The following is an 18,688-nucleotide window of genomic DNA, read 5'->3' as shown; positions in this document are numbered from 1 at the left end:
GCCGCTGCACGCAACGGCCTGCACCAGGCGTGCATCTCATCGCCGAGCGCGGTGCCGACAGCTGGCGACATTTTTTAGCCGCGCAGGGTGCGATGTGGTTTAATCGCCGCCGAAGTGGGGGTACCGCAGTGCGCTGCGGTTGAGATAGTCCCTTCGAACCTGATCCGGCTGATACCGGCGTAGGGAAGCTTCGTTAGATGCGATGGTCCGTGCCGTGCACGGGCGCATCGCCATTGAGCGCCGCCGCTTCGTCCGCCTGCGACTCCTTCGCAGAGCCAGCGCCGTGGGTGCTGGTTTTCCAGCACACAGGACGAACGCCATGAATGCCGCGCCTACCGTTTTGCAGCAACAAGCCCAGTCGCTGTCCGAGGCTGTGACCCAGCCGATTCCAGGGTCCCGCAAGATCTTCGTGCAGGGCTCGCGCGCCGACCTGCAGGTGCCGATGCGCGAGATTGCATTGACCCGCACCCCCACCTTGTTCGGCGGTGAGGACAATGCGCCGCTCAGTGTCTATGACACCTCCGGGCCATATACCGACCCGCGCGCGGCGATCGATCTTGCCGCCGGTCTGGCGCCGCTGCGCGCGCACTGGATTGCCGAGCGCGACGATACCGTGGCGCTGGACGGCCTGAGTTCCAGCTTCGGCCGCGGCCGCGAGCACGATGCGCGCCTGGATGCCGTGCGTTTTCCTGCGCGGCGCCTGCCGCGCGTGGCACGCGACGGTGCCAATGTCACCCAGATGCATTACGCGCGGCGCGGCATCATCACCCCGGAAATGGAGTTCGTGGCGATCCGCGAAAACCAGCGCCTGGAAGCGGTGACTGACGCGATCCTGTGCAAGCAGCATCCGGGCGAGGCCTTCGGCGCTGCGATCCAGCACCGCATCACGCCGGAATTCGTCCGCGAGGAAATCGCCCGCGGCCGCGCGATCCTGCCGAACAACATCAATCACCCGGAAAGCGAGCCGATGATCATCGGTCGCAATTTCCTGACAAAAATCAACGCCAACATCGGCAACAGCGCGGTGTCGTCCGGGATTGCAGAAGAGGTCGAAAAGCTGGTGTGGTCGATCCGCTGGGGCGGCGACACGGTGATGGACCTGTCCACCGGCAAGCACATCCACGAGACCCGCGAATGGATCATCCGCAACTCGCCGGTGCCGATCGGCACGGTGCCGATCTATCAGGCGCTGGAAAAGGTGGACGGGCGCGCAGAAGAGCTGACCTGGGAGATCTTCCGCGACACCTTGATCGAACAGGCCGAGCAGGGCGTGGACTACTTCACCATTCATGCCGGTGTGCTGCTGCGCTATGTGCCGCTGACTGCCAAACGGGTCACCGGCATCGTCTCGCGCGGCGGGTCGATCCTGGCCAAGTGGTGCCTGGCCCACCACAAGGAAAACTTTCTCTACACGCACTTCGAAGACATCTGCCAGATCATGAAGGCCTATGACGTGGCGTTTTCGCTGGGCGATGGCTTACGCCCGGGCTGCATTGCCGATGCCAACGACGCAGCGCAGTTCGGCGAGCTGGAAACGCTGGGCGAGCTGACCAGGATCGCCTGGAAGCACGATGTGCAGACCATGATCGAAGGCCCGGGGCATGTGCCGATGCAGTTGATCAAGGAAAACATGGACAAGCAGCTGCGCGAATGCGGCGAGGCGCCGTTCTACACGCTGGGGCCGCTGACCACCGATATCGCGCCCGGCTACGACCACATCACCAGCGCGATCGGCGCGGCGATGATCGGCTGGTTCGGCACCGCGATGCTTTGCTATGTCACGCCTAAGGAGCACCTGGGCCTGCCCAACCGGCAGGACGTACGCGACGGCATCATGGCCTACAAGATCGCCGCGCATGCCGCGGACCTGGCCAAGGGTCATCCCGGTGCGCAGGTGCGCGACAACGCCTTGAGCAAGGCGCGTTTCGAATTCCGCTGGGATGACCAGTTCCATCTCGGGCTGGATCCGGAAAAGGCCAAGGAGTTCCACGACGAAACCCTGCCCAAGGACGCGCACAAGCTGGCGCACTTCTGCTCGATGTGCGGGCCGCATTTCTGCTCGATGAAGATCACCCAGGACGTGCGCGATTACGCAGCCGAGCACGGTATGGGCGAAGCGCATGCCTTGTCGGCGGGGATGGAGGAAAAGTCGGCGCAGTTCCTGGCGCAGGGTGCGCAGGTGTATCGCGCCACCTGACACGTGCCAGCGATGTTGCGTTGCAGCGGGCCGATAGTTCGCTTAAGAAAAATTCAGCTTCGGCCTAGGCAGATCGCAGCGTGGTGCGCAAGTGCCACGCTGTGACTGCGTTGCAAGCGGTTACAGCTGGCAAGCATTTCAGCGCATTTTTCTGAATCGCAGATAAAAAAATCGCGCCAGAGGCGCGAAGGGGACATCGTAATTATTTGAATTCGTCGGCGAGAGAGAGAGAGCCTGACGTCGCCACCTGTCGTAGGGAAGCAACGGGGCATAGAGTAAAATTTGCACCAAATGGATGCATGACACAGTTGGTTGTGGTCCTTTGCTGAATTTGGCGCTTCGCGCGAAGTGTGTGATGCGTTCTTTGTGGTCCTTGCATGCCGGTGCGTGTTCTTGCCGATGAGTGTTCCTCCCGCTAATGCGATGCCATCGGGCCGGTTGCGTGTCGGCCAGTGCGTGGTCGATGTTGCCTCGCGCGAAGTGCACGCGCCCGGCGCCCGGCGCCCGGCGCGTCTGGCGCCCAAATCCCTGGCGGTGTTGCTGACGCTGGCGCGGCAGCCGGGCCAGGTGGTGACCCGCGAGCAGCTGCTGGCCGAGGTCTGGCCCGACACCTTGCCGACCAATGACGTGGTGACCCAGGCGGTCACGCAACTGCGCAAGGCGTTGGCCAGCAATGGCAGCCAGCGCTTCGAGCATATCGAGACCATCGCCAAGACCGGCTATCGCCTGCTGGCGCCGGTGGCGTGGGAGCAACGCTCGGACAGCTCCGCCGATACCGTCGCGGGCCCATCGGTGGCAACGGTATCGAGCACGGCACTTGAGGATCGCGATCCCACGGCCGGCATCGCGGCCGCTGCTGCCCTGGAGCGTGACGCGGCAAACCGGCAGCCGCTGCCGTTGGTTCGGTTCGCACCGGCGGTCGCGCAGCGGCGCCGCTGGATGGCACTGGCGGTGGCCGGCGTGACCTTGCTGGTGGTGCTGGGGCTGGCGGCACGGACGCTGTGGATGCGTGCGCCAGCCAGCGATACCGCCGCGGCCTCGGCAGTGCTGGGCAGCCCCAAGCGCCCGTATCAGATCATCACTGCAGGCGGCGGTTTCGATCTCACGCCCAGCCTGTCGCCGGATGGGGCGATGGTGGCCTACGCCTCGCTGACCAGCGATCGCGCAGGCACCTCGATCCTGGTCAAGACCACCAACAACGCCTATCCGCGCGTGCTCGATACGCCGGCGGCCGGCATCTCCGATCGGCTGCCGGCCTGGTCGCCGGACGGGCGCGAGATCGCCTTCTCGCGGCAGGCGCCCGATGGTGGCTGCCGCGTCATGATTGCCGCCGCCAGCGGCCCGGCTGCCGCACGCGAGGTGGCGCGCTGCGACGGCGCGGACATGCTGAGTTTCAGCTGGTCGCCAGACGGCCGTGCGTTGCTGTTCGGCAGCATGACCGGCGCGCACGGGGCGCCGCACATGCGGCGGCTGGATCTGGAAACCGGTCAATGGCAGCCGCTGAGCTACAGCGCGCAGCCGAGCGACTTCGACTACACGCCGCGCTATTCGCCGGACGGCCACTGGATCGTGTTTCTGCGCAATCCGCAGCTTGGCGACCTGTGGCGCATTCCGGCAAGCGGCGGAACCGCCGAACGGCTGACCCATGACAACGCGGATGTCCGCGGCTGGAGCTGGTTGCCCGACGGCAGCGGCCTGATCTTCGGGCGTCGGGTGGACAGCGAGGCGCGGCTCTACCGGCTCGATCTGGTCGACCGCAGCCTGCATGACCTTGGTGTGGACGATGCGCAGGCGCCGGATGTGGCGCAGGGCCATCTGGTGTTCGTGCAGCGTAAACCGCAATTTGGCGTGTATCAGGTCATTCACGACCCCATGAATGGCGGCTACATCCGCCGCCGGCTGTTTCCCTCCAGCGGGCGCGACGACCAGCCGATGATCGCGCCGGACGGGCACCAGCTGATCTTTGCCTCCAACCGCTCCGGTGCGTACGGCCTGTGGTGGGGCGATGTCGGCAAACCTGGCTCGGTGCGCCTGATCGAAGGCCTGCGGCCGGATGCGCGCCAGGCCGCCGACTGGTCGGCCGATTCGCAACGCGTGCTGGTCAGCGGCAGCGATGCGCAAGGGCATGCGGCCTTGTTTGAAGTGACCCCTGGCACGGGCAGGGTGCTGCGGCTGCCGGTGCCGCAGGCGCGACCGTTGCAGGCGATCCATCTTCCCGATCCCGACCGGTTGCTGGTCGTGGCTGCAGCGGATGACGGGCGCACCTTCGCCACGCTCTACGACAGACGCAGCTCTCCCTGGCGCGCGCTGGCGTCGCTGCAGGACGTTTCGCAGCTGCGGCTGGATCGCGTCAGTGGCCAGGTATTGCTGACGCGCCTGACCGGCGGCGGGTTATGGCAGGTCGCCCCGTCGCTGGCGGCCGACACCTTGCAGCAAGTCGATCCGCAGCAGCCATCGCGCTGGCGTTACCGCAGCTGGGCGCCCGGTGCGCGAGGCCAGTTGCATTACCTGTCGTCCACCGACACCTGTGCCACCCACGACAGCGACCTGCGCGCCGGTGCCGGGCGGTGCCTGGATGCGGCCAAGTACACCACCATCAACGGCTTCAGCGTGGATCAGCGCAGCGGCGCGCTGTATGTGGCATTGGCGGAAGAAGATGGCAGTTCGATCGCCTTCATGCCGTTGCCGGAACGCCTGGCAACGCCCCTGGGTGTGGTGTCCAACCTGTTGATCGTGTTGAGAAAAATCGCCTCGTAAGTTCTTCGGAAAGACTTCGTCGCAATTTCGGCAGACCTTCGTCGGAACTTCCTGACTCACGCCAGATTCGGCAAAACACTACGCCCTCTTTTGTACAGGGGGCTGCCACCATGCAACAGGTCATCACCGCAGATCGCGGGCTCGCACTCTCACTGGACGGCACCAGCGAGCCGACGTCGACGACCTGTCTGGCCGTCTCGCGCCTGGGCAGTATCCGCACTGCCGCCGCCACCTTCACGCTGTGGGTGCAGTTGCGCGGTCGCGCCTGGGTGGAGTCCAAGGAAGGGCGTTTCCGTCTGCGCGCCGGCGACTGGATCGCTTTCGACAAGGAATCGCATCCCACCGTGCAGGCCGACCGCAGCGCGCTCTGTGTCGGCGTCAGCCTCGATGGCGACAGCCTGCAATCCCTGGCCGAACTGACCGACGCCACGTTGTATCCGGGGCGCAGCCAGCTGTCACGTGGCGATCTGCGGATTGCACTGCGCTTGTGGCGCAACGCGGCCGCACAGAGCGGCAGTGCGTCGGCACGCCCCCTGTTGCTGCATCTGGCCGCGATGCAGCGCGACTTCATCGCGCAGGAGCAGCGCTGCCCGGGCCGTTCGCGCAGCCGTCGCCGTCAGGTGTTCGGTCGCATGCAACGCGCCCGGCTGTATCTGGAAGGCAACAGTGACCGCGTGGTGCGCATCGCCGAGCTGGCGCAGCTGACCAACTTCTCCAGCTGGTATGTGTCCAAGACGTTCCAGAGCCTGTACGAGGAAAGCCCGCAGGCCCTGTCGGCGCGTCTGCGCCTGGAGCGCGCCTCCGATCTGCTGCGCGATACCTCGATGATGATCGGTGAGGTTGCGGCCGCAAGCGGCTTCGACAATTGCTGCAGCTTCGCGCGTGCGTTTCGTGCGCGTTTCGGAGTCTCCGCATCGCATTACCGGGACCAAACGACAAATCCGCCAGATTCGGCAAAGCCACGGAACGTGACGCGCAAAGCGACGATGTTCACGCAATCGTAATTTGCACAGGGGCGCTTAACGCGCCACTAACGAACCCTGGAGAGATTGATGAACCTTCGCACCTCCGCAGTGCGGCTGGGCCTGTTGCCCGCCGGTATTGCGATCGCGTTGACGCCGGCTTTTGCCGTCGCGCAAGAATCGACCACCACGCTGGACCGTATCGAGATCACCGGCTCGCGCATCCGCAGCGCCGATGTCGAAACCCAGCAGCCGATCTTGACGCTCGACCGTCAGGCACTGGAAAAGCAGGGCCTGACCTCCGTTGCCGACGTGCTGCAGAACCTGACGTCGGCCGGCTCGCCGGCGATCTCGCGTGCCGATGCGCTGTCGTCCGGTGAAGACGTTGGCGGTTACTACGTCGATCTGCGCAACCTCGGCGCGCAGCGTACGTTGGTGCTGGTGAACGGTAAGCGTCTGGGTGCATCGACCTCCGGTCTGCAGGATCTCAGCCAGATTCCGATGTCGGCAATTGAGCGTATCGAAGTGCTGAAGGATGGCGCCTCGTCCATCTACGGCTCCGATGCCATTGCCGGTGTGGTCAACGTGATCACGCGCAAGCGTTTCGACGGCGCTGAAGCCAGCGTGCAGTTTGGCCAGTTTGGCCAGGGCGACGGCGATACCACGCAGTACTCCTTTACTGTCGGTTCGCAGGGCGAGCGCGGTGGCGTGACGCTGTCGGCGGAGTATTCCAAGCAGGATCCGGTGTTCGCCAAGAACCGCTGGTTCAGCCGCGACGGTTCACGTGGTCCCAACTCCACTCCGAACAGCTGGAGCCCGATCAGCCAGAATGGCTCGTGGTGCAATCCGTTGCAGGTCGACTGTGCGGATCCGGAAGCCGCGGTGTGGCAGACCCTCAATGCCGGTGGTAACCCGAACAACCCTGCCGACTATCACCCCATCACCCCCGCCGAGTATGCCAACTCGAACCAGCAGATGATGGTGCAGACCGGTATCGAGCGGAAGTCGGTGTTTGCCAACGTCAACTATGACGTTGCCGATGCCATCACCTTCAACGCCGACATCGCTTATAACGAGCGCACGACCGACGGACAGATTGCGGGTTATCCGTACCAGTCCGGCTCGTTCGGCACGCCGCTGGAAGCCGGTAGCGCGTTCAATCCGGTTGGCCAGGACGTGGATTTCCGTCGCCGCCTCTGGGAAGTGCCGCGCGCCACCGAAAACCAGCTCAAGACCCTGCGCTTTGCGCCGACCTTGAGCGGCTACTTCGATCTCGGTGGCAAGACCTGGGATTGGGACGTTGGCGCGTTGTGGAATCGCAACGAGAATACCAAGCGCAGCCGTGGCGACATGAGCCTGATCGCATCGCGTCAGGCACTGGGCCCGTCCTTCATCAACGGCCAGGGCGTTGCACAGTGCGGTACCGCTGCCAATCCGACCCCGCTGTCGGCGTGCCGTCCGTGGAACCCATTGCTGCCGTATAACGTTGCAGGTCAGGGCTCGCTCGCCGATCCGGCGTTGCAGGAATTCCTGTTCCCCACCTTCACCGATACTGGCCTGACCAAGACCACCAGCTTCACTGCCAACCTGTCCGGTTCGATCGTTGAACTGCCGGCTGGCGATCTGGGTATTGCCGTTGGCTATGAACACCGTAAGGAAGAAGGCCGTTTCTCCCCTGACGCATTCGCGCAGTCGGGCGAGAGCACGGGCCTGGGTGCCAAGACCACGCAGGGCGAGTACTCGCTGGACGAGGTTTACCTTGAATTGAATGTGCCGCTGCTGAGCGACGTTGCATTCGCCAAGGAACTGACCTTCAACGCTGCGACGCGTTATTCGGACTACAGCAACTTCGGCGACACGCTGAACTCCAAGTTCGGCCTGACCTGGCGTCCGCTGGAAGACCTACTGGTGCGTGCGACCTATGCGGAAGGTTTCCGCGCACCGACCATTAGTGATCTGTACGGCGGCCTGAGCAGCAGCTTCGAGGATTACATCGATCCCTGCGGCATCGGTGCTCCGAACAGCGTCAACGGCAACGCGGCCTGCACCAATGCCGGTGTACCGTTGGGCTACACCCAGCTCGGCCAGGGCTTCGTGCCTTGCACGACCTACCCGTGCCAGACGCCTGACGAATTCGTCAGCGGTGCCAACCCGAACCTGAAGCCGGAAACCTCCACCAGCAAGACCGCAGGTCTGGTGTGGAGCCCGCGTTGGGTGCAGGGCCTGGATATCTCGCTGGATTGGTACCGCTACGAGATCAACGACATGATCATCGCCGATAGCGTCGACCGTATCCTGCGCGACTGCTACGTGCTGGGCAATTCGGAGCGCTGCGCAGGCGTGACGCGTGCCGCCGACGGCCATATCTCGTCGATGACCTACGGCGTGGCCAACCTTGGCCAGATGGAAACCGAAGGCTACGACCTGGGCGTGAAGTACCGCTTGCCGGAAACCGCAATTGGCTCTTTCACCCTCGATTGGCAGACCAGCTACGTCAGCAAGTACGACGAAGCCGGCCAGGACAGCGCAGGCAACGCCATCATGATCGGCCGCGTCGGCGAGCCGGGCATCTTCCGGGTGCGTTCCAACGTTGGCGTGAACTGGGCGCTGGGTGATTTCGGCGTCAACTACACCCTGCGTTATTACTCGGGCATGAAGGAAAGCTGCATCACGCTGGCCGAAGGCTATTGCGATGCACCCGACCATTTCGCCAATGGCGAATCCGATCCGCTGCGCCACACCGGTTCCAACACCTTCCACGACCTGCAGGTCAACTGGAAGGCACCGTGGGACGCGACGATCGCACTTGGCGCGAACAACGTGTTCGATCACCGCGGTCCGCTTCAGTACTCGGCACCGAACAGCAGCTTTGCCTATTACGGCGGCTTCGAAATCGGTCGCTTCGTGTATATGAAGTACACCCAGCGTTTCTGATCCATCGACGCGCATATTAAATAAAAGCGCATTAAGAAAAGGAGGGTGGATCGTGAGATCCGCCCTCCTTTTTTATTCAAGATGTTTGAATCGTGTATCTCTGGATGAAGGAACTTCCAATTGAGTCGTGACTAATGCTCATAAAATGAAAAACGCCCAGGAAGGGCGTTTTTCAGTCAGTGATTTACATTGCTTGGCAAATAACAGCTCCAGAGCCTACTGTGTAGCAACGGCCGCCCGTGCCCGGAATTCCGCCGCCGCCCTTATCCGAAGGCGGTTTGAAGTCATTGCTGCTCATGTCCGGCGCGGAGGGGCGAGAATATTGCAAGTCGCGAGTATCATTTTGAAGCACTAGATCAACGATATTCTGTACGAACGACTTGCTAGGGGTGCCAGATGCGCTTTGTGCTGCTAGTGCAGGCGAGGCATTCATCGCAATAACCAATGCAACCATAACTGCTGCCTTTTTCATTTTTCATTCCTTGTAAATTTTGGTCATTGGCCGGAGCCAACTAGAACGTAAGGCCTTCACTAAGAGAGGATGAAAAATTTTTGTAAATTATGATTTTTATATCGAAATTTCCGCCACATTCGGCAAAGTGCGAGGAACCGGGAATCACAGGCAAAAAGAGAACGAACCGGCCTGTTATGGTCGGTCGAAAGGTCATGGGGCGAGTAGCCACTCTGTCGAGGTGGAAGCGTAGGTCTGGTGGACTCTGAAATGCCGTAGCCTTTCTCGGCTGCGTGTCCCGTGATAACGCCGGACAGTAGCGGAGAAGATGGTTGGCGGATGTGCCAGAATCTCAGGCCTCGGCAAGCCCCAGCAAGGTATCGGCCTGTTCGCGCCAGGCCGGCAGGCGGGTGAGCACGCCGACCTTGGACAGGTACTCTTCGTCCACGGTTTCGCCGCTGGCCAATGCGGTCGCCACATGCACCGCGCCGGTCACCCAGAAACTGCGCAGGCTGGAGCGCTGCGGGTGGCGATGGAAGGCCACCGCTTCGATGATCGGCATCGGCAGTCCCCACAGGCCGAGCAGGTACGCGCCGGCCTCGGTGTGGCCCAGGCGATCGTCACCGCCTTCCAGCGCCGGTTCGCGCTCGTCGCGCACACCGGGCAGCAGCAGCCCGATGTCGGCCAGCAGCGCGGCGGTGGAGCCGAGTTCTGCGCTGGTCGGCGGCAACACCTTGGCCGCCAGGCGCGAAGAGAGCAGGGCGCGGCGCTGCATCGCGTTGCGCTCGGCCGGGGTCAGGGTCTGCACCGAGAACACTTCGCTGGCCAGGACCAGGTCGCGCAGCGTGGCCACGCCCAGGCGGGTCACTGCCGTGCGCAGATCGGTGATGCTGCGGCCGCCGGAGAAGAACGCCGAATTGCACAGCTGCAATACCTTGGCCGCAATCGCCGGATCGCCGGCGATCAGCTTGGCGATATCGGCCGCATCGGTGCCTTCGTCCTCTTCCAGGGCATGCATCAGGCTCAGATACAGGTGCGGTGGCGACGGCAGTTTTTCGATCCGGCCGATCGCAGCGCGCAAACGCGGATTGCTGAGCAGATCGCGCAGCTCTTCCAGGCTGGTGATGGCTTCGAGCAGGACTTCCGGGGCCAGCGGCATCGGCAGGAAGCGGTGCGCCACGCCAATGATGCGTGCCGGCGGCGTGCGCTGGCCATCCCGGGCATCGATCAAGGCGATGCGGATGGTGTCCGGGCGCAGTGTACGGATCTGCCCCAGCAGCGTGGCGGAAGTAAGATCGGGCAAGACGGGGGCGACGATGACCGCATCGAACGGCGACAACGCAGCCGCTTCGATGGCCGAATTGCCATCGGCCACCTGCTGCACCTGCCATTGATCACCCAGATCAGCGACGTAGTCGCTCAGTTCGGACGGAAGACTGGCTTCGTCCCCAACAAACAGAATACGCAAGACACTTCCCCAAGAGTCACCGGTGGCAGACACCGGCCAAACGCTGTCGGCAATGTACCCAATCTGCCGCTGGCGGTCACCGGGATCACGCCAAAAGCGTGATCCCGATCGCCCCGCGGTTGCGGGGCTGCATCACGGTCGTTGAATCAGGGTGCGTCGGAATTATAGCGTTCCACCGACTCCACCAGGATGCGCTTGGCCTCGGCCGCGCCGCCCCAACCATCCAGCTTGACCCACTTGCCCTTCTCCAAGTCCTTGTAATGCTCGAAGAAATGACCGATGCGCTCCATCCAGTGGCTGGACACCTGGTCGATATCCTCGATATGCGCGTAGCCGGAGAAGATCTTCTCGATCGGCACCGCCAGGATCTTCTCGTCGCTACCGGCCTCATCGCTCATGCGCAGCACGCCGACCGGACGGCAACGCACCACCGAGCCGGGCACCAACGGCAGCGGCAGCACCACCAGCACGTCGGCCGGGTCGCCGTCGCCACATAGGGTGTTGGGCACATAGCCGTAGTTGCAGGGGTAACGCATCGGAGTGGACAGGATGCGGTCGACGAAGATCGCGCCGCTGGCCTTGTCCACTTCGTACTTGACCGGCTCCGAATCCTTTGGAATTTCGATGACGACGTTGATTTCTTCCGGCAGATTCTTGCCGGAGGTGACCAGTTCAAGACCCATGCGCGTAACTCCCGAGACGTCATCTAGTGTGTGGAGCGCGATTCTACGCGTTCGGCTGTTGCGGTGCAGCGACACTGAATGGGCAATGTTCTGACCGCCACATGCGGCATAGCCCGCATTCATCCCGGGGAGCTCTCCGATCCACGCGGCACGCAGCGCGGCGCACGCTGCAGGCTCCTCCACTGCTCGGGAACTGCCATGTTCAAGCCTGTGCGTTTGCTTGTTGTGCTGCTGCTCTGCGGTGCCGCCCAGCTCGCTGGTGCGGCGACGCCTGCGTCACCGCCGGTCTTCGTCGACGCGGTGGACTGGCCCGCCAATGGCGAGGGCTGGGAGGCCTTTGTCGATCTGGAACAGCGCCTGGAGCACGACTTCGACCAGATCTGCGGCGATACCTTTTGCGGCGGCGAATTCAGCGACTACCAGCCGCTGCGCTTCCGTTGCTCGGTGCATCGGGTGAGCGGGGTGGTGCGCAGCTGCATCTGGACCTTCGGCGCCAGCGAGGTCAGCGTCGACCCCCAAAGCGGGTACCTGCGCTCGGACAGCCGGGTCTGGCGCTGCACGGCGCCACTGAAGGCCGGGACGCGCCTGGACGAGATGTATCGCACCCTGTCGGTGAACAATCCGCTGTTCGAGCCATTGCCCGGTGGCGCGCCGCCGATCTATGACGGCTTGATCGGTTGCCTTTGAGGACCGGCCGCACCGCAGGCAGTCGTCGGGCCTGGCGCGGCGTATGGGACTCGGGGCGTGCGTCGGCGCGTTCCGGGCCCCGCCTCGTCACCTTCGGTCAGCCCGCGGCTTGCGGCACGTCGCCCTCAAAGCAGCGGTACCAGCAGCAAGGCCACGATGTTGATGATCTTGATCAGCGGATTGATCGCCGGCCCGGCGGTGTCCTTGTACGGGTCGCCTACCGTATCGCCGGTGATGGCGGCCTTGTGCGCTTCGCTGCCCTTGCCGCCGAAGTGGCCGTCTTCGATGTACTTCTTGGCGTTGTCCCAGGCCCCGCCACCGGTGGTCATCGAAATCGCCAGGAACAAGCCGGTCACGATCGTGCCGATCAACAATCCGCCCAGTGCCCGCGGCCCCAGCAGCAGCCCGACCACCACCGGTACCACCACCGGCAGTAGCGAGGGCAGGATCATTTCGCGGATCGCCGAGCGGGTCAGCATGTCGACTGCGCGGTCGTATTGGGGCCTGGCGGTGCCGGCCATGATCCCGGGAATCTCGCGGAACTGGCGACGCACTTCTTCCACCACCGCGCCTGCCGCGCGTCCCACCGCTTCCATCGCCATCGCGCCGAACAGGTACGGGATCAAGCCGCCGATCAACAAACCGATGATCACGGTGTGGTCGGACAGGTCGAAGGCGAATACCTGGCCGGGATTGGCCGCCTGCAGGTTGTGGGTGTAGTCGGCAAACAGCACCAGCGCGGCCAGCGCGGCCGAGCCGATCGCATAGCCCTTGGTGACCGCCTTGGTGGTGTTGCCCACCGCATCCAGCGGATCGGTGATGTTGCGTACTTCCGGCGGCAACTCGGCCATTTCGGCGATGCCGCCGGCGTTGTCGGTAATCGGCCCGTACGCATCCAGCGCCACGATCATGCCGGCCATCGACAGCATTGCAGTCGCTGCGGTCGCGATGCCGTACAAGCCGCCAAAATGAAACGCGCCCCAGATTGCCGCGCACACCGCAATGACCGGCAACGCAGTGGATTTCATCGAGACGCCAAGCCCGGCAATGATGTTGGTGCCGTGGCCGGTGGTGCTTGCTGCGGCAACGTGCTGCACCGGCTTGTACTGGGTGCCGGTGTAGTACTCGGTGATCCAGACGATCAGGCCGGTGAGCACCAGGCCGATCAAGGCGCAGGCATACAACGCGGTGGCGCCATGCGTGTTGTCGCGCATCAGCGACTGGGTGATCGGCCAGTAGGCCAGTGCGGCCAGCACGCCGGAGACGATCACGCCCTTGTAGAGCGCGCCCATGATCGAGCCGCCTGCTTTGACCTTGACGAACGAGGCGCCCACGATCGAAGCGATGATGGAGACACCACCCAGCACCAGCGGGTACAGCACCGCCTGCGGCCCGGTTTCGGCCAGCGTCAGGCTGCCCAGCAGCATCGTGGCGATCACGGTGACTGCATAGGTTTCGAACAGATCCGCCGCCATGCCGGCGCAGTCGCCGACATTGTCGCCCACGTTGTCGGCGATCACCGCCGGGTTGCGTGGGTCGTCCTCGGGGATACCGGCTTCCACCTTGCCGACCAGGTCCGCGCCCACGTCCGCACCCTTGGTGAAAATACCGCCACCCAGGCGCGCGAAGATCGAAATCAGCGACGAGCCGAATGCCAGCCCCACCAGTGCATGCAGGTTGCGCTCCAGCGGCAGTCCCACCGCTTGCAACAGCGCGTAGTAACCGGCGACACCGAGCAATCCCAGGCCGACCACCAGCATGCCGGTGATGGCACCGCCACGGAACGCCACATCCATCGCAGGACCGATGCCATGCCGCGCGGCCTCGGCCGTACGGACGTTGGCACGGACCGACACGTTCATGCCGATATAGCCGGCCAGCCCCGACAGCACCGCGCCGATCGCAAACCCGACGGCGGTGTACCAACTCAGGAACAGCCCGACCAGGACGAACAGCACGCCGCCGGCAATCGAAATGGTGAGGTATTGCCGATTGAGATACGCGCGTGCGCCTTCCTGGATTGCGGTGGCGATTTCCTGCATGCGTGCATTGCCGCTCGGCTGCGCGATCACCCAGCGTGCCGACACACCGCCATAAACGATTGCCAGGACTGCACACCCCAGCGCAAGTAGTAACCCGTAGTGTTCCAGCATGACCCCTCCCAGAGAATGGATGTCGTCCGGTCGGACGAACCAAGGGCGATGCACGCAGCGAGTGGAGTGGCGAATACGGACTCGACGGCCATGGGGACCGTAATGCGCGTCGCGATGTTCAGGTGGCCGGATTGCGGGCGAGTATGCGCCGCAGCTTGCGCCGCTGCCACCACTGCGGCTTTGGCGCGTCGTTCAGTTGCGGCATGACAGCCTGCGGCCAACGTGATCGAGCCGATCCAGGAGTGACGATGTCGAACCATGCCGCAAAATATGCCGTGACGATCGCTGCAGTCTTGCTCAGCGCCCAAGCGCTCGCTGCCGAACCGACGCCGGAATTGAAGCAGCGTCCAGCCGGCACCGCGCAAGCGGTCGGCGCCGTGCACACCCTGCGCCAGATTCCCGAGGCCTGCGCGCGCCTGGAAGGCGTGTTCACCGGCAATGCCGCGCAGCCGTATACGTTGTCGGTGGTGCGCAGCAGTCCCACCTGCCAGCCGCGTGCACGCTTCGTGGATTTCGCCAAGGCCGCGCCCAGCGTCGCGTCTGGCTGGATCTTCAACGATGTGATCCGCGTCCCCAGCGCAGCCTGCCCCGCGCAGCAGGCGGTGGTGCGCGTCTGGCGCAAGCCGGTGGATGCCAAACCACAGCTCGACGGCCAAGGCCAGTCACGCATCTACCTGGAAGATGCGAAGCAACAAGCCGCTGCAGGAAAGATCCCGCAGGTACCGATGTTTGCTGCACAGATGGCGGTGGAAGGTAGGGCTTGTCAGTAAGTAGCTACATAATCAGTAGCTACATAAAGGCAAGAGCGGCCTGCTAGGGCGATGAGATTGAATAGTGTGCCGCTTTTGCGCGATGCGGCTGCTACTCCACCTCATCCCTGAATCCAGGCCCTTTTTCATTACCCCATAGAATCATTCGGACCAAGCTAATCGCATCGGCTCCACGGTATACATCAGCTAGATGAATTACCTGGTGTGCGGCTGGTTCGCGAATCACCGCAGGATCGCAGACAAGACTCCATGCCCGCTTAGTCCATGCCATTGGGACTGGGACCCAGTCATAAGTCTTGGCGTCGTGTTCCATACGGTTATCGCGCCAAGCGCGATAAGATTCGACCTGTCGCATTTTATTTTTTTTGCAATCAAAATCGGTTGTATAAAGCAAATACTCCGGCTGGTCCGGTGCCAAACTCTCTCTTGCTTCGGCAATTCTTGTGCGTTTTACATTGGCGGAGATTTCGGTTGTATTTGCATCGACGAGATATACAATTCTTTCAGGTGCCTCTTTTGCGCCAAATACGACAAACCAACAGCGTAATGAATTTTCGTGGCATGTCGTTGCCTTAGGTTCTTCGCCTGGGTCGCCTAAGAACTGCAGTGCTTCGGCACAAAACGGAAGAGCTAAAATTGGTGAAAATACTGCAACAATGATTTTCGTCCAGAGTCTCATGGGCTTTCCTAGCGATTTAATTAGTCTTGACCGGCCTAGCGATTTAATTAGTCTTGACCGGGCAATCTGGGGCGTCATTGTGGGAATTTTGTTTCTGCAGCGTCTTTAATTTCTATTATTGTGAAAATGTCGTGTACCTCTTCTACGCGAGCCTTGCTGGATTTGTAGATTGGTGACGAGGTGATGGTGTTGTTGAACCAGTCGATATCATGGCGAGTTTGGCCTGTTTCATTTCTAATAATGACATCCATTTTGTATGGAATTTGAGCTATCATCAAATAGCGGCCTGGTTTGAGGCCTCGAAACTCATAGCTCCCATCCGCTGAAGTAATGGCGCGCGCTGAAAATGGTAGAACTCTGCCGTCAATTAGCATCATGCCGAGCCAAGGGTCTTTGCTGTACTTTTTTTCCCACGCTCGCATATACGATGACATGGGTAAAAGTGTAACAAGCTGATATCGCGCAACAAATTTTTCTTTTTTTCGCAGCATTCCTTTGTTGATACTCATCTCCAGCTTTCCCCGAAGGCTGCCACTTCCAGGTTCGAGCAAGCGCTCAGCCTCCTCTGTGTCGAACCTCGCCTGCAAGGATGCGTTCGGTGCAGGTTCGAGGACCACGGCAGTGGCAGGGCTGGTGGAAAAAGCGAGTGCCGTAACCAAAGATAAAATTGAAAAATAAATATAGCTTTTCATCGAGAAACGTCCGTTTTCAAGAGTTAAATGTGCGTGTCCAAGATTGCCTTGGCATTATTGGATTGTTCATCTTTAAATTCAAGTGTCGAAGTGCTGGTTATGACTTGCTCTTTCCAATCTACAAGCTTCTTCGCCACCGCCACATTCTTCAACGTCACGTACTTGGGCAGGCCGTCGCTGCCGTAGGCCAGCGGCGCCTCGCCCTTGATCAGCGGGGCGAAATAGCGGCGGGCGCGCTCGGTGATGCCGAAGCCGTCCTTGCGCAGGAAGCTGGGCGGCATCTTCTTTTCGTGGTTGGCCACCTTGTGCAGCGGGGCGGACACGATCTTCCAGCGGTACGGCGCGTCGCTGACGCGTTCGATCACCGGGATCACCGCGTTCATGCCCTTGAGGGCGTATTGCACCGCCGCCTTGCCCACGGCCTGGGCCTGTTCCCAGTCGGTCTTTGACGCCAGGTGGCGTGCGGAACGCTGCAGGTAATCGGGCAGCGTCCAGTGCACCTTGTAGCCGAGTTCCTGCTTGACCTGCGCTGCCAGGAACGAGGCCACGCCGCCGAGTTGCGCATGGCCGAACGAGTCGGTCGCGCCGCCGGCATCGGCGACGAAACGGCCCTGCGCGTCCTGGATGCCTTCGCTGGCCACGACCACGCACCAGCCGACTTTTTCCACTACCTGCTTGACCTTGGCCAGAAACACCGCCTGGTCGTAGGCGCGCTCGGGCAGCAGGATGATCTGCGGTGCATCGTCCGGGCCCTGGCCGGCCAGGCCTGCGGCGGCGGCGAGCCAGCCGGCGTGGCGGCCCATCGCCTCATAGATGAAGACCTTGGTGGAGGTGTCGGCCATGGCGGCGACATCCAGTGCGGCCTCGCGGACCGACACCGCGGTGTACTTGGCCGCCGAGCCGAAGCCGGGGCAGGTATCGGTCACCGCCAGATCGTTGTCGATGGTCTTGGGCACGCCGATGCAGTGCAGCGGGTAACCATAGGCCTTGGCCAGCTGCGAGACCTTCCAGGCGGTGTCGGCCGAGTCGTTGCCGCCGTTGTAGAGGAACCAGCGCACGTCGTGCGCGCGCAGCACCTCGAGCAGGCGCTCGTATTTGGCACTGTCTTCTTCCAGCGACTTGAGCTTGTAGCGGCACGAGCCGAACGCGCCGCCCGGAGTCTGCGCCAGTGCGGCGATCGTGGCGGCGGACTCCTTCGAGGTGTCGATCAGCTCCTCGCGCAAGGCGCCCAGGATGCCGTTGCGTGCGGCCAGTACCTTGACCTTGCGTGCGCGCGCCTCGGTGATCACACCGGCGGCGGTGGCGTTGATGACGGCAGTGACGCCGCCGGATTGGGCGTACAGCAAGTTGCCAGTGGACATAGGGGACGGGCTCCTTACATGGGAGATGGCGCAGGGGACAGTGCCGGGACATTCCCCGGATGCGGTAAGCTGCACGACCATACGGTCAGCGCTGGCGAAGACCTGAGTCTAACGCCGCCAACCGCAACGCGTTTTTATTCGAAAGTGGAGTCCACTGATGCGATTGGTTCTGTTGGGACCGCCCGGTTCGGGCAAGGGCACCCAGGCGACACGTCTCAAAGACAAGTTTGGGATCCCGCATATTTCCACCGGCGATCTGCTGCGTGCCGAAGTGGCCGCCGGCTCACCGCTGGGCCTGAAGGCCAAGGAAGTGATGGCACGCGGCGATCTGGTTTCCGACGAGATCCTGCTCGGCATGCTGGAGGCGCGGCTTGGTCAGGCCGATGTCGCCAAGGGCTTCATTCTCGACGGCTATCCGCGCAACGTGGCGCAGGCCAATGCGCTGGACGACCTGCTCGGCAAGATCGGTCAGCCGCTGGATGCGGTGGTGCAGCTGGATGTGGCCAGCGAATTGCTGGTCGAGCGCATTGCCGGCCGCGCCAAGGCCGAGGGCCGCGAGGACGACAATCCCGAGTCGGTGCGCAAGCGCCTGCAGGTCTATACCGACTCCACGGCGCCGGTGATCGGTTTCTACGAACAGCGCGGCAAGCTGGCACGCGTGGACGGGGTGGGCACGCTGGATGAAGTGCTGGAGCGTATCGGCACCGCGCTCGGTCGCTGAGCCGGGGTGGGTGGGCCCGGCAGTACGCCTGGCCCGCACAGATGCGCGCCGGCGGCCGGCATGGCGTCACAACCCATTGATTGCGCAAAAGAAAAACCCCGGGCGTACAAGACGACCGGGGCAGAATAACGCCAGTAATGAGCTTGCTCAGAGCCCCACAGCATGAGCTCCCT

General features: G+C 62.6%; 13 protein-coding genes, 1 pseudogene and 1 riboswitch. Of the genes and pseudogenes, 7 read left to right on the top strand and 7 right to left on the bottom strand.

Annotation, left to right across the window (positions count from 1 at the left end):
- Window positions 1-106 precede the first annotated feature (106 nt).
- Window positions 107-204: riboswitch (TPP riboswitch) on the top strand.
- Between the two features lie 115 nt (window positions 205-319).
- The 4 genes from thiC to EO139_RS07150 all read left to right on the top strand — a co-directional run bounded on the left by thiC (window position 320) and on the right by EO139_RS07150 (window position 8,850).
- Window positions 320-2,197, top strand: a complete 1,878-nt coding sequence (gene thiC / locus EO139_RS07165; protein WP_126969916.1) for a phosphomethylpyrimidine synthase ThiC — start codon at window positions 320-322, stop codon at window positions 2,195-2,197.
- Between the two features lie 423 nt (window positions 2,198-2,620).
- A complete protein-coding gene (locus tag EO139_RS07160) occupies window positions 2,621-4,954 on the top strand; it encodes a winged helix-turn-helix domain-containing protein (RefSeq protein ID WP_104584036.1) in 2,334 nt (777 codons plus the stop codon).
- Between the two features lie 110 nt (window positions 4,955-5,064).
- Window positions 5,065-5,958, top strand: coding sequence for a helix-turn-helix domain-containing protein (locus EO139_RS07155; RefSeq protein WP_104584037.1), 894 nt, complete (start codon window positions 5,065-5,067; stop codon window positions 5,956-5,958).
- 48 nt (window positions 5,959-6,006) lie between these two features.
- Window positions 6,007-8,850: a TonB-dependent receptor gene (locus EO139_RS07150; protein ID WP_104584038.1), complete on the top strand. Its 2,844-nt coding sequence runs from the start codon at window positions 6,007-6,009 to the stop codon at window positions 8,848-8,850.
- Between the two features lie 184 nt (window positions 8,851-9,034).
- On the opposite strand, the gene EO139_RS07145 is transcribed toward EO139_RS07150, so the two are convergent.
- The 3 genes from EO139_RS07145 to ppa all read right to left on the bottom strand — a co-directional run bounded on the left by EO139_RS07145 (window position 9,035) and on the right by ppa (window position 11,452).
- Window positions 9,035-9,322: a TrbC/VirB2 family protein gene (locus EO139_RS07145; RefSeq protein WP_126969914.1), complete on the bottom strand. Its 288-nt coding sequence runs from the start codon at window positions 9,320-9,322 to the stop codon at window positions 9,035-9,037.
- Between the two features lie 331 nt (window positions 9,323-9,653).
- Entirely contained in the window at window positions 9,654-10,802 is a 1,149-nt protein-coding gene (locus tag EO139_RS07140) for an HDOD domain-containing protein (protein WP_164739760.1), read from the bottom strand.
- Between the two features lie 113 nt (window positions 10,803-10,915).
- A complete protein-coding gene (gene ppa, locus EO139_RS07135) occupies window positions 10,916-11,452 on the bottom strand; it encodes an inorganic diphosphatase (protein WP_002804918.1) in 537 nt (178 codons plus the stop codon).
- Between the two features lie 198 nt (window positions 11,453-11,650).
- On the opposite strand from ppa, the gene EO139_RS07130 reads away from it, so the two are divergent.
- Window positions 11,651-12,139, top strand: coding sequence for a hypothetical protein (locus EO139_RS07130; protein ID WP_104584040.1), 489 nt, complete (start codon window positions 11,651-11,653; stop codon window positions 12,137-12,139).
- Between the two features lie 125 nt (window positions 12,140-12,264).
- Here EO139_RS07130 and EO139_RS07125 read toward each other — a convergent pair whose 3' ends face one another.
- The gene (locus tag EO139_RS07125) at window positions 12,265-14,292 is read right to left on the bottom strand and encodes a sodium-translocating pyrophosphatase (protein WP_104584041.1); all 2,028 of its coding nucleotides are present in this window, start codon (window positions 14,290-14,292) and stop codon (window positions 12,265-12,267) included.
- Window positions 14,293-14,540: 248 nt separating this feature from the next.
- On the opposite strand from EO139_RS07125, the gene EO139_RS07120 reads away from it, so the two are divergent.
- Entirely contained in the window at window positions 14,541-15,062 is a 522-nt protein-coding gene (locus tag EO139_RS07120; RefSeq protein WP_104584042.1) for a hypothetical protein, read from the top strand.
- 91 nt (window positions 15,063-15,153) lie between these two features.
- Here the strand turns inward: EO139_RS07120 and EO139_RS07115 are convergent, their stop codons facing one another.
- The 3 genes and pseudogenes from EO139_RS07115 to EO139_RS07105 all read right to left on the bottom strand — a co-directional run.
- Window positions 15,154-15,741, bottom strand: a complete 588-nt coding sequence (locus EO139_RS07115) for a hypothetical protein (RefSeq protein ID WP_126969912.1) — start codon at window positions 15,739-15,741, stop codon at window positions 15,154-15,156.
- A gap of 74 nt (window positions 15,742-15,815) precedes the next feature.
- Complete coding sequence (locus EO139_RS07110; RefSeq protein ID WP_126969910.1) at window positions 15,816-16,433, bottom strand: carboxypeptidase-like regulatory domain-containing protein; 618 nt, start codon at window positions 16,431-16,433, stop codon at window positions 15,816-15,818.
- Window positions 16,434-16,555: 122 nt separating this feature from the next.
- Window positions 16,556-17,794: pseudogene (locus tag EO139_RS07105) on the bottom strand (6-phosphofructokinase); the annotation flags it as partial.
- Between the two features lie 157 nt (window positions 17,795-17,951).
- Between EO139_RS07105 and EO139_RS07100 the strand changes: the two are divergent.
- On the top strand, window positions 17,952-18,515 hold the full coding sequence (locus EO139_RS07100; RefSeq protein WP_104648828.1) for an adenylate kinase: 564 nt from the start codon (window positions 17,952-17,954) through the stop codon (window positions 18,513-18,515).
- Window positions 18,516-18,688: the final 173 nt, after the last annotated feature.

The organism is Xanthomonas sp. BRIP62411 (genome assembly GCF_003993525.1).
Lineage (GTDB): Bacteria > Pseudomonadota > Gammaproteobacteria > Xanthomonadales > Xanthomonadaceae > Xanthomonas > Xanthomonas euroxanthea.
The sequence above is the reverse complement of the archived record's forward strand: the minus strand, read 5'-3'. Positions and strand labels throughout refer to the sequence as shown.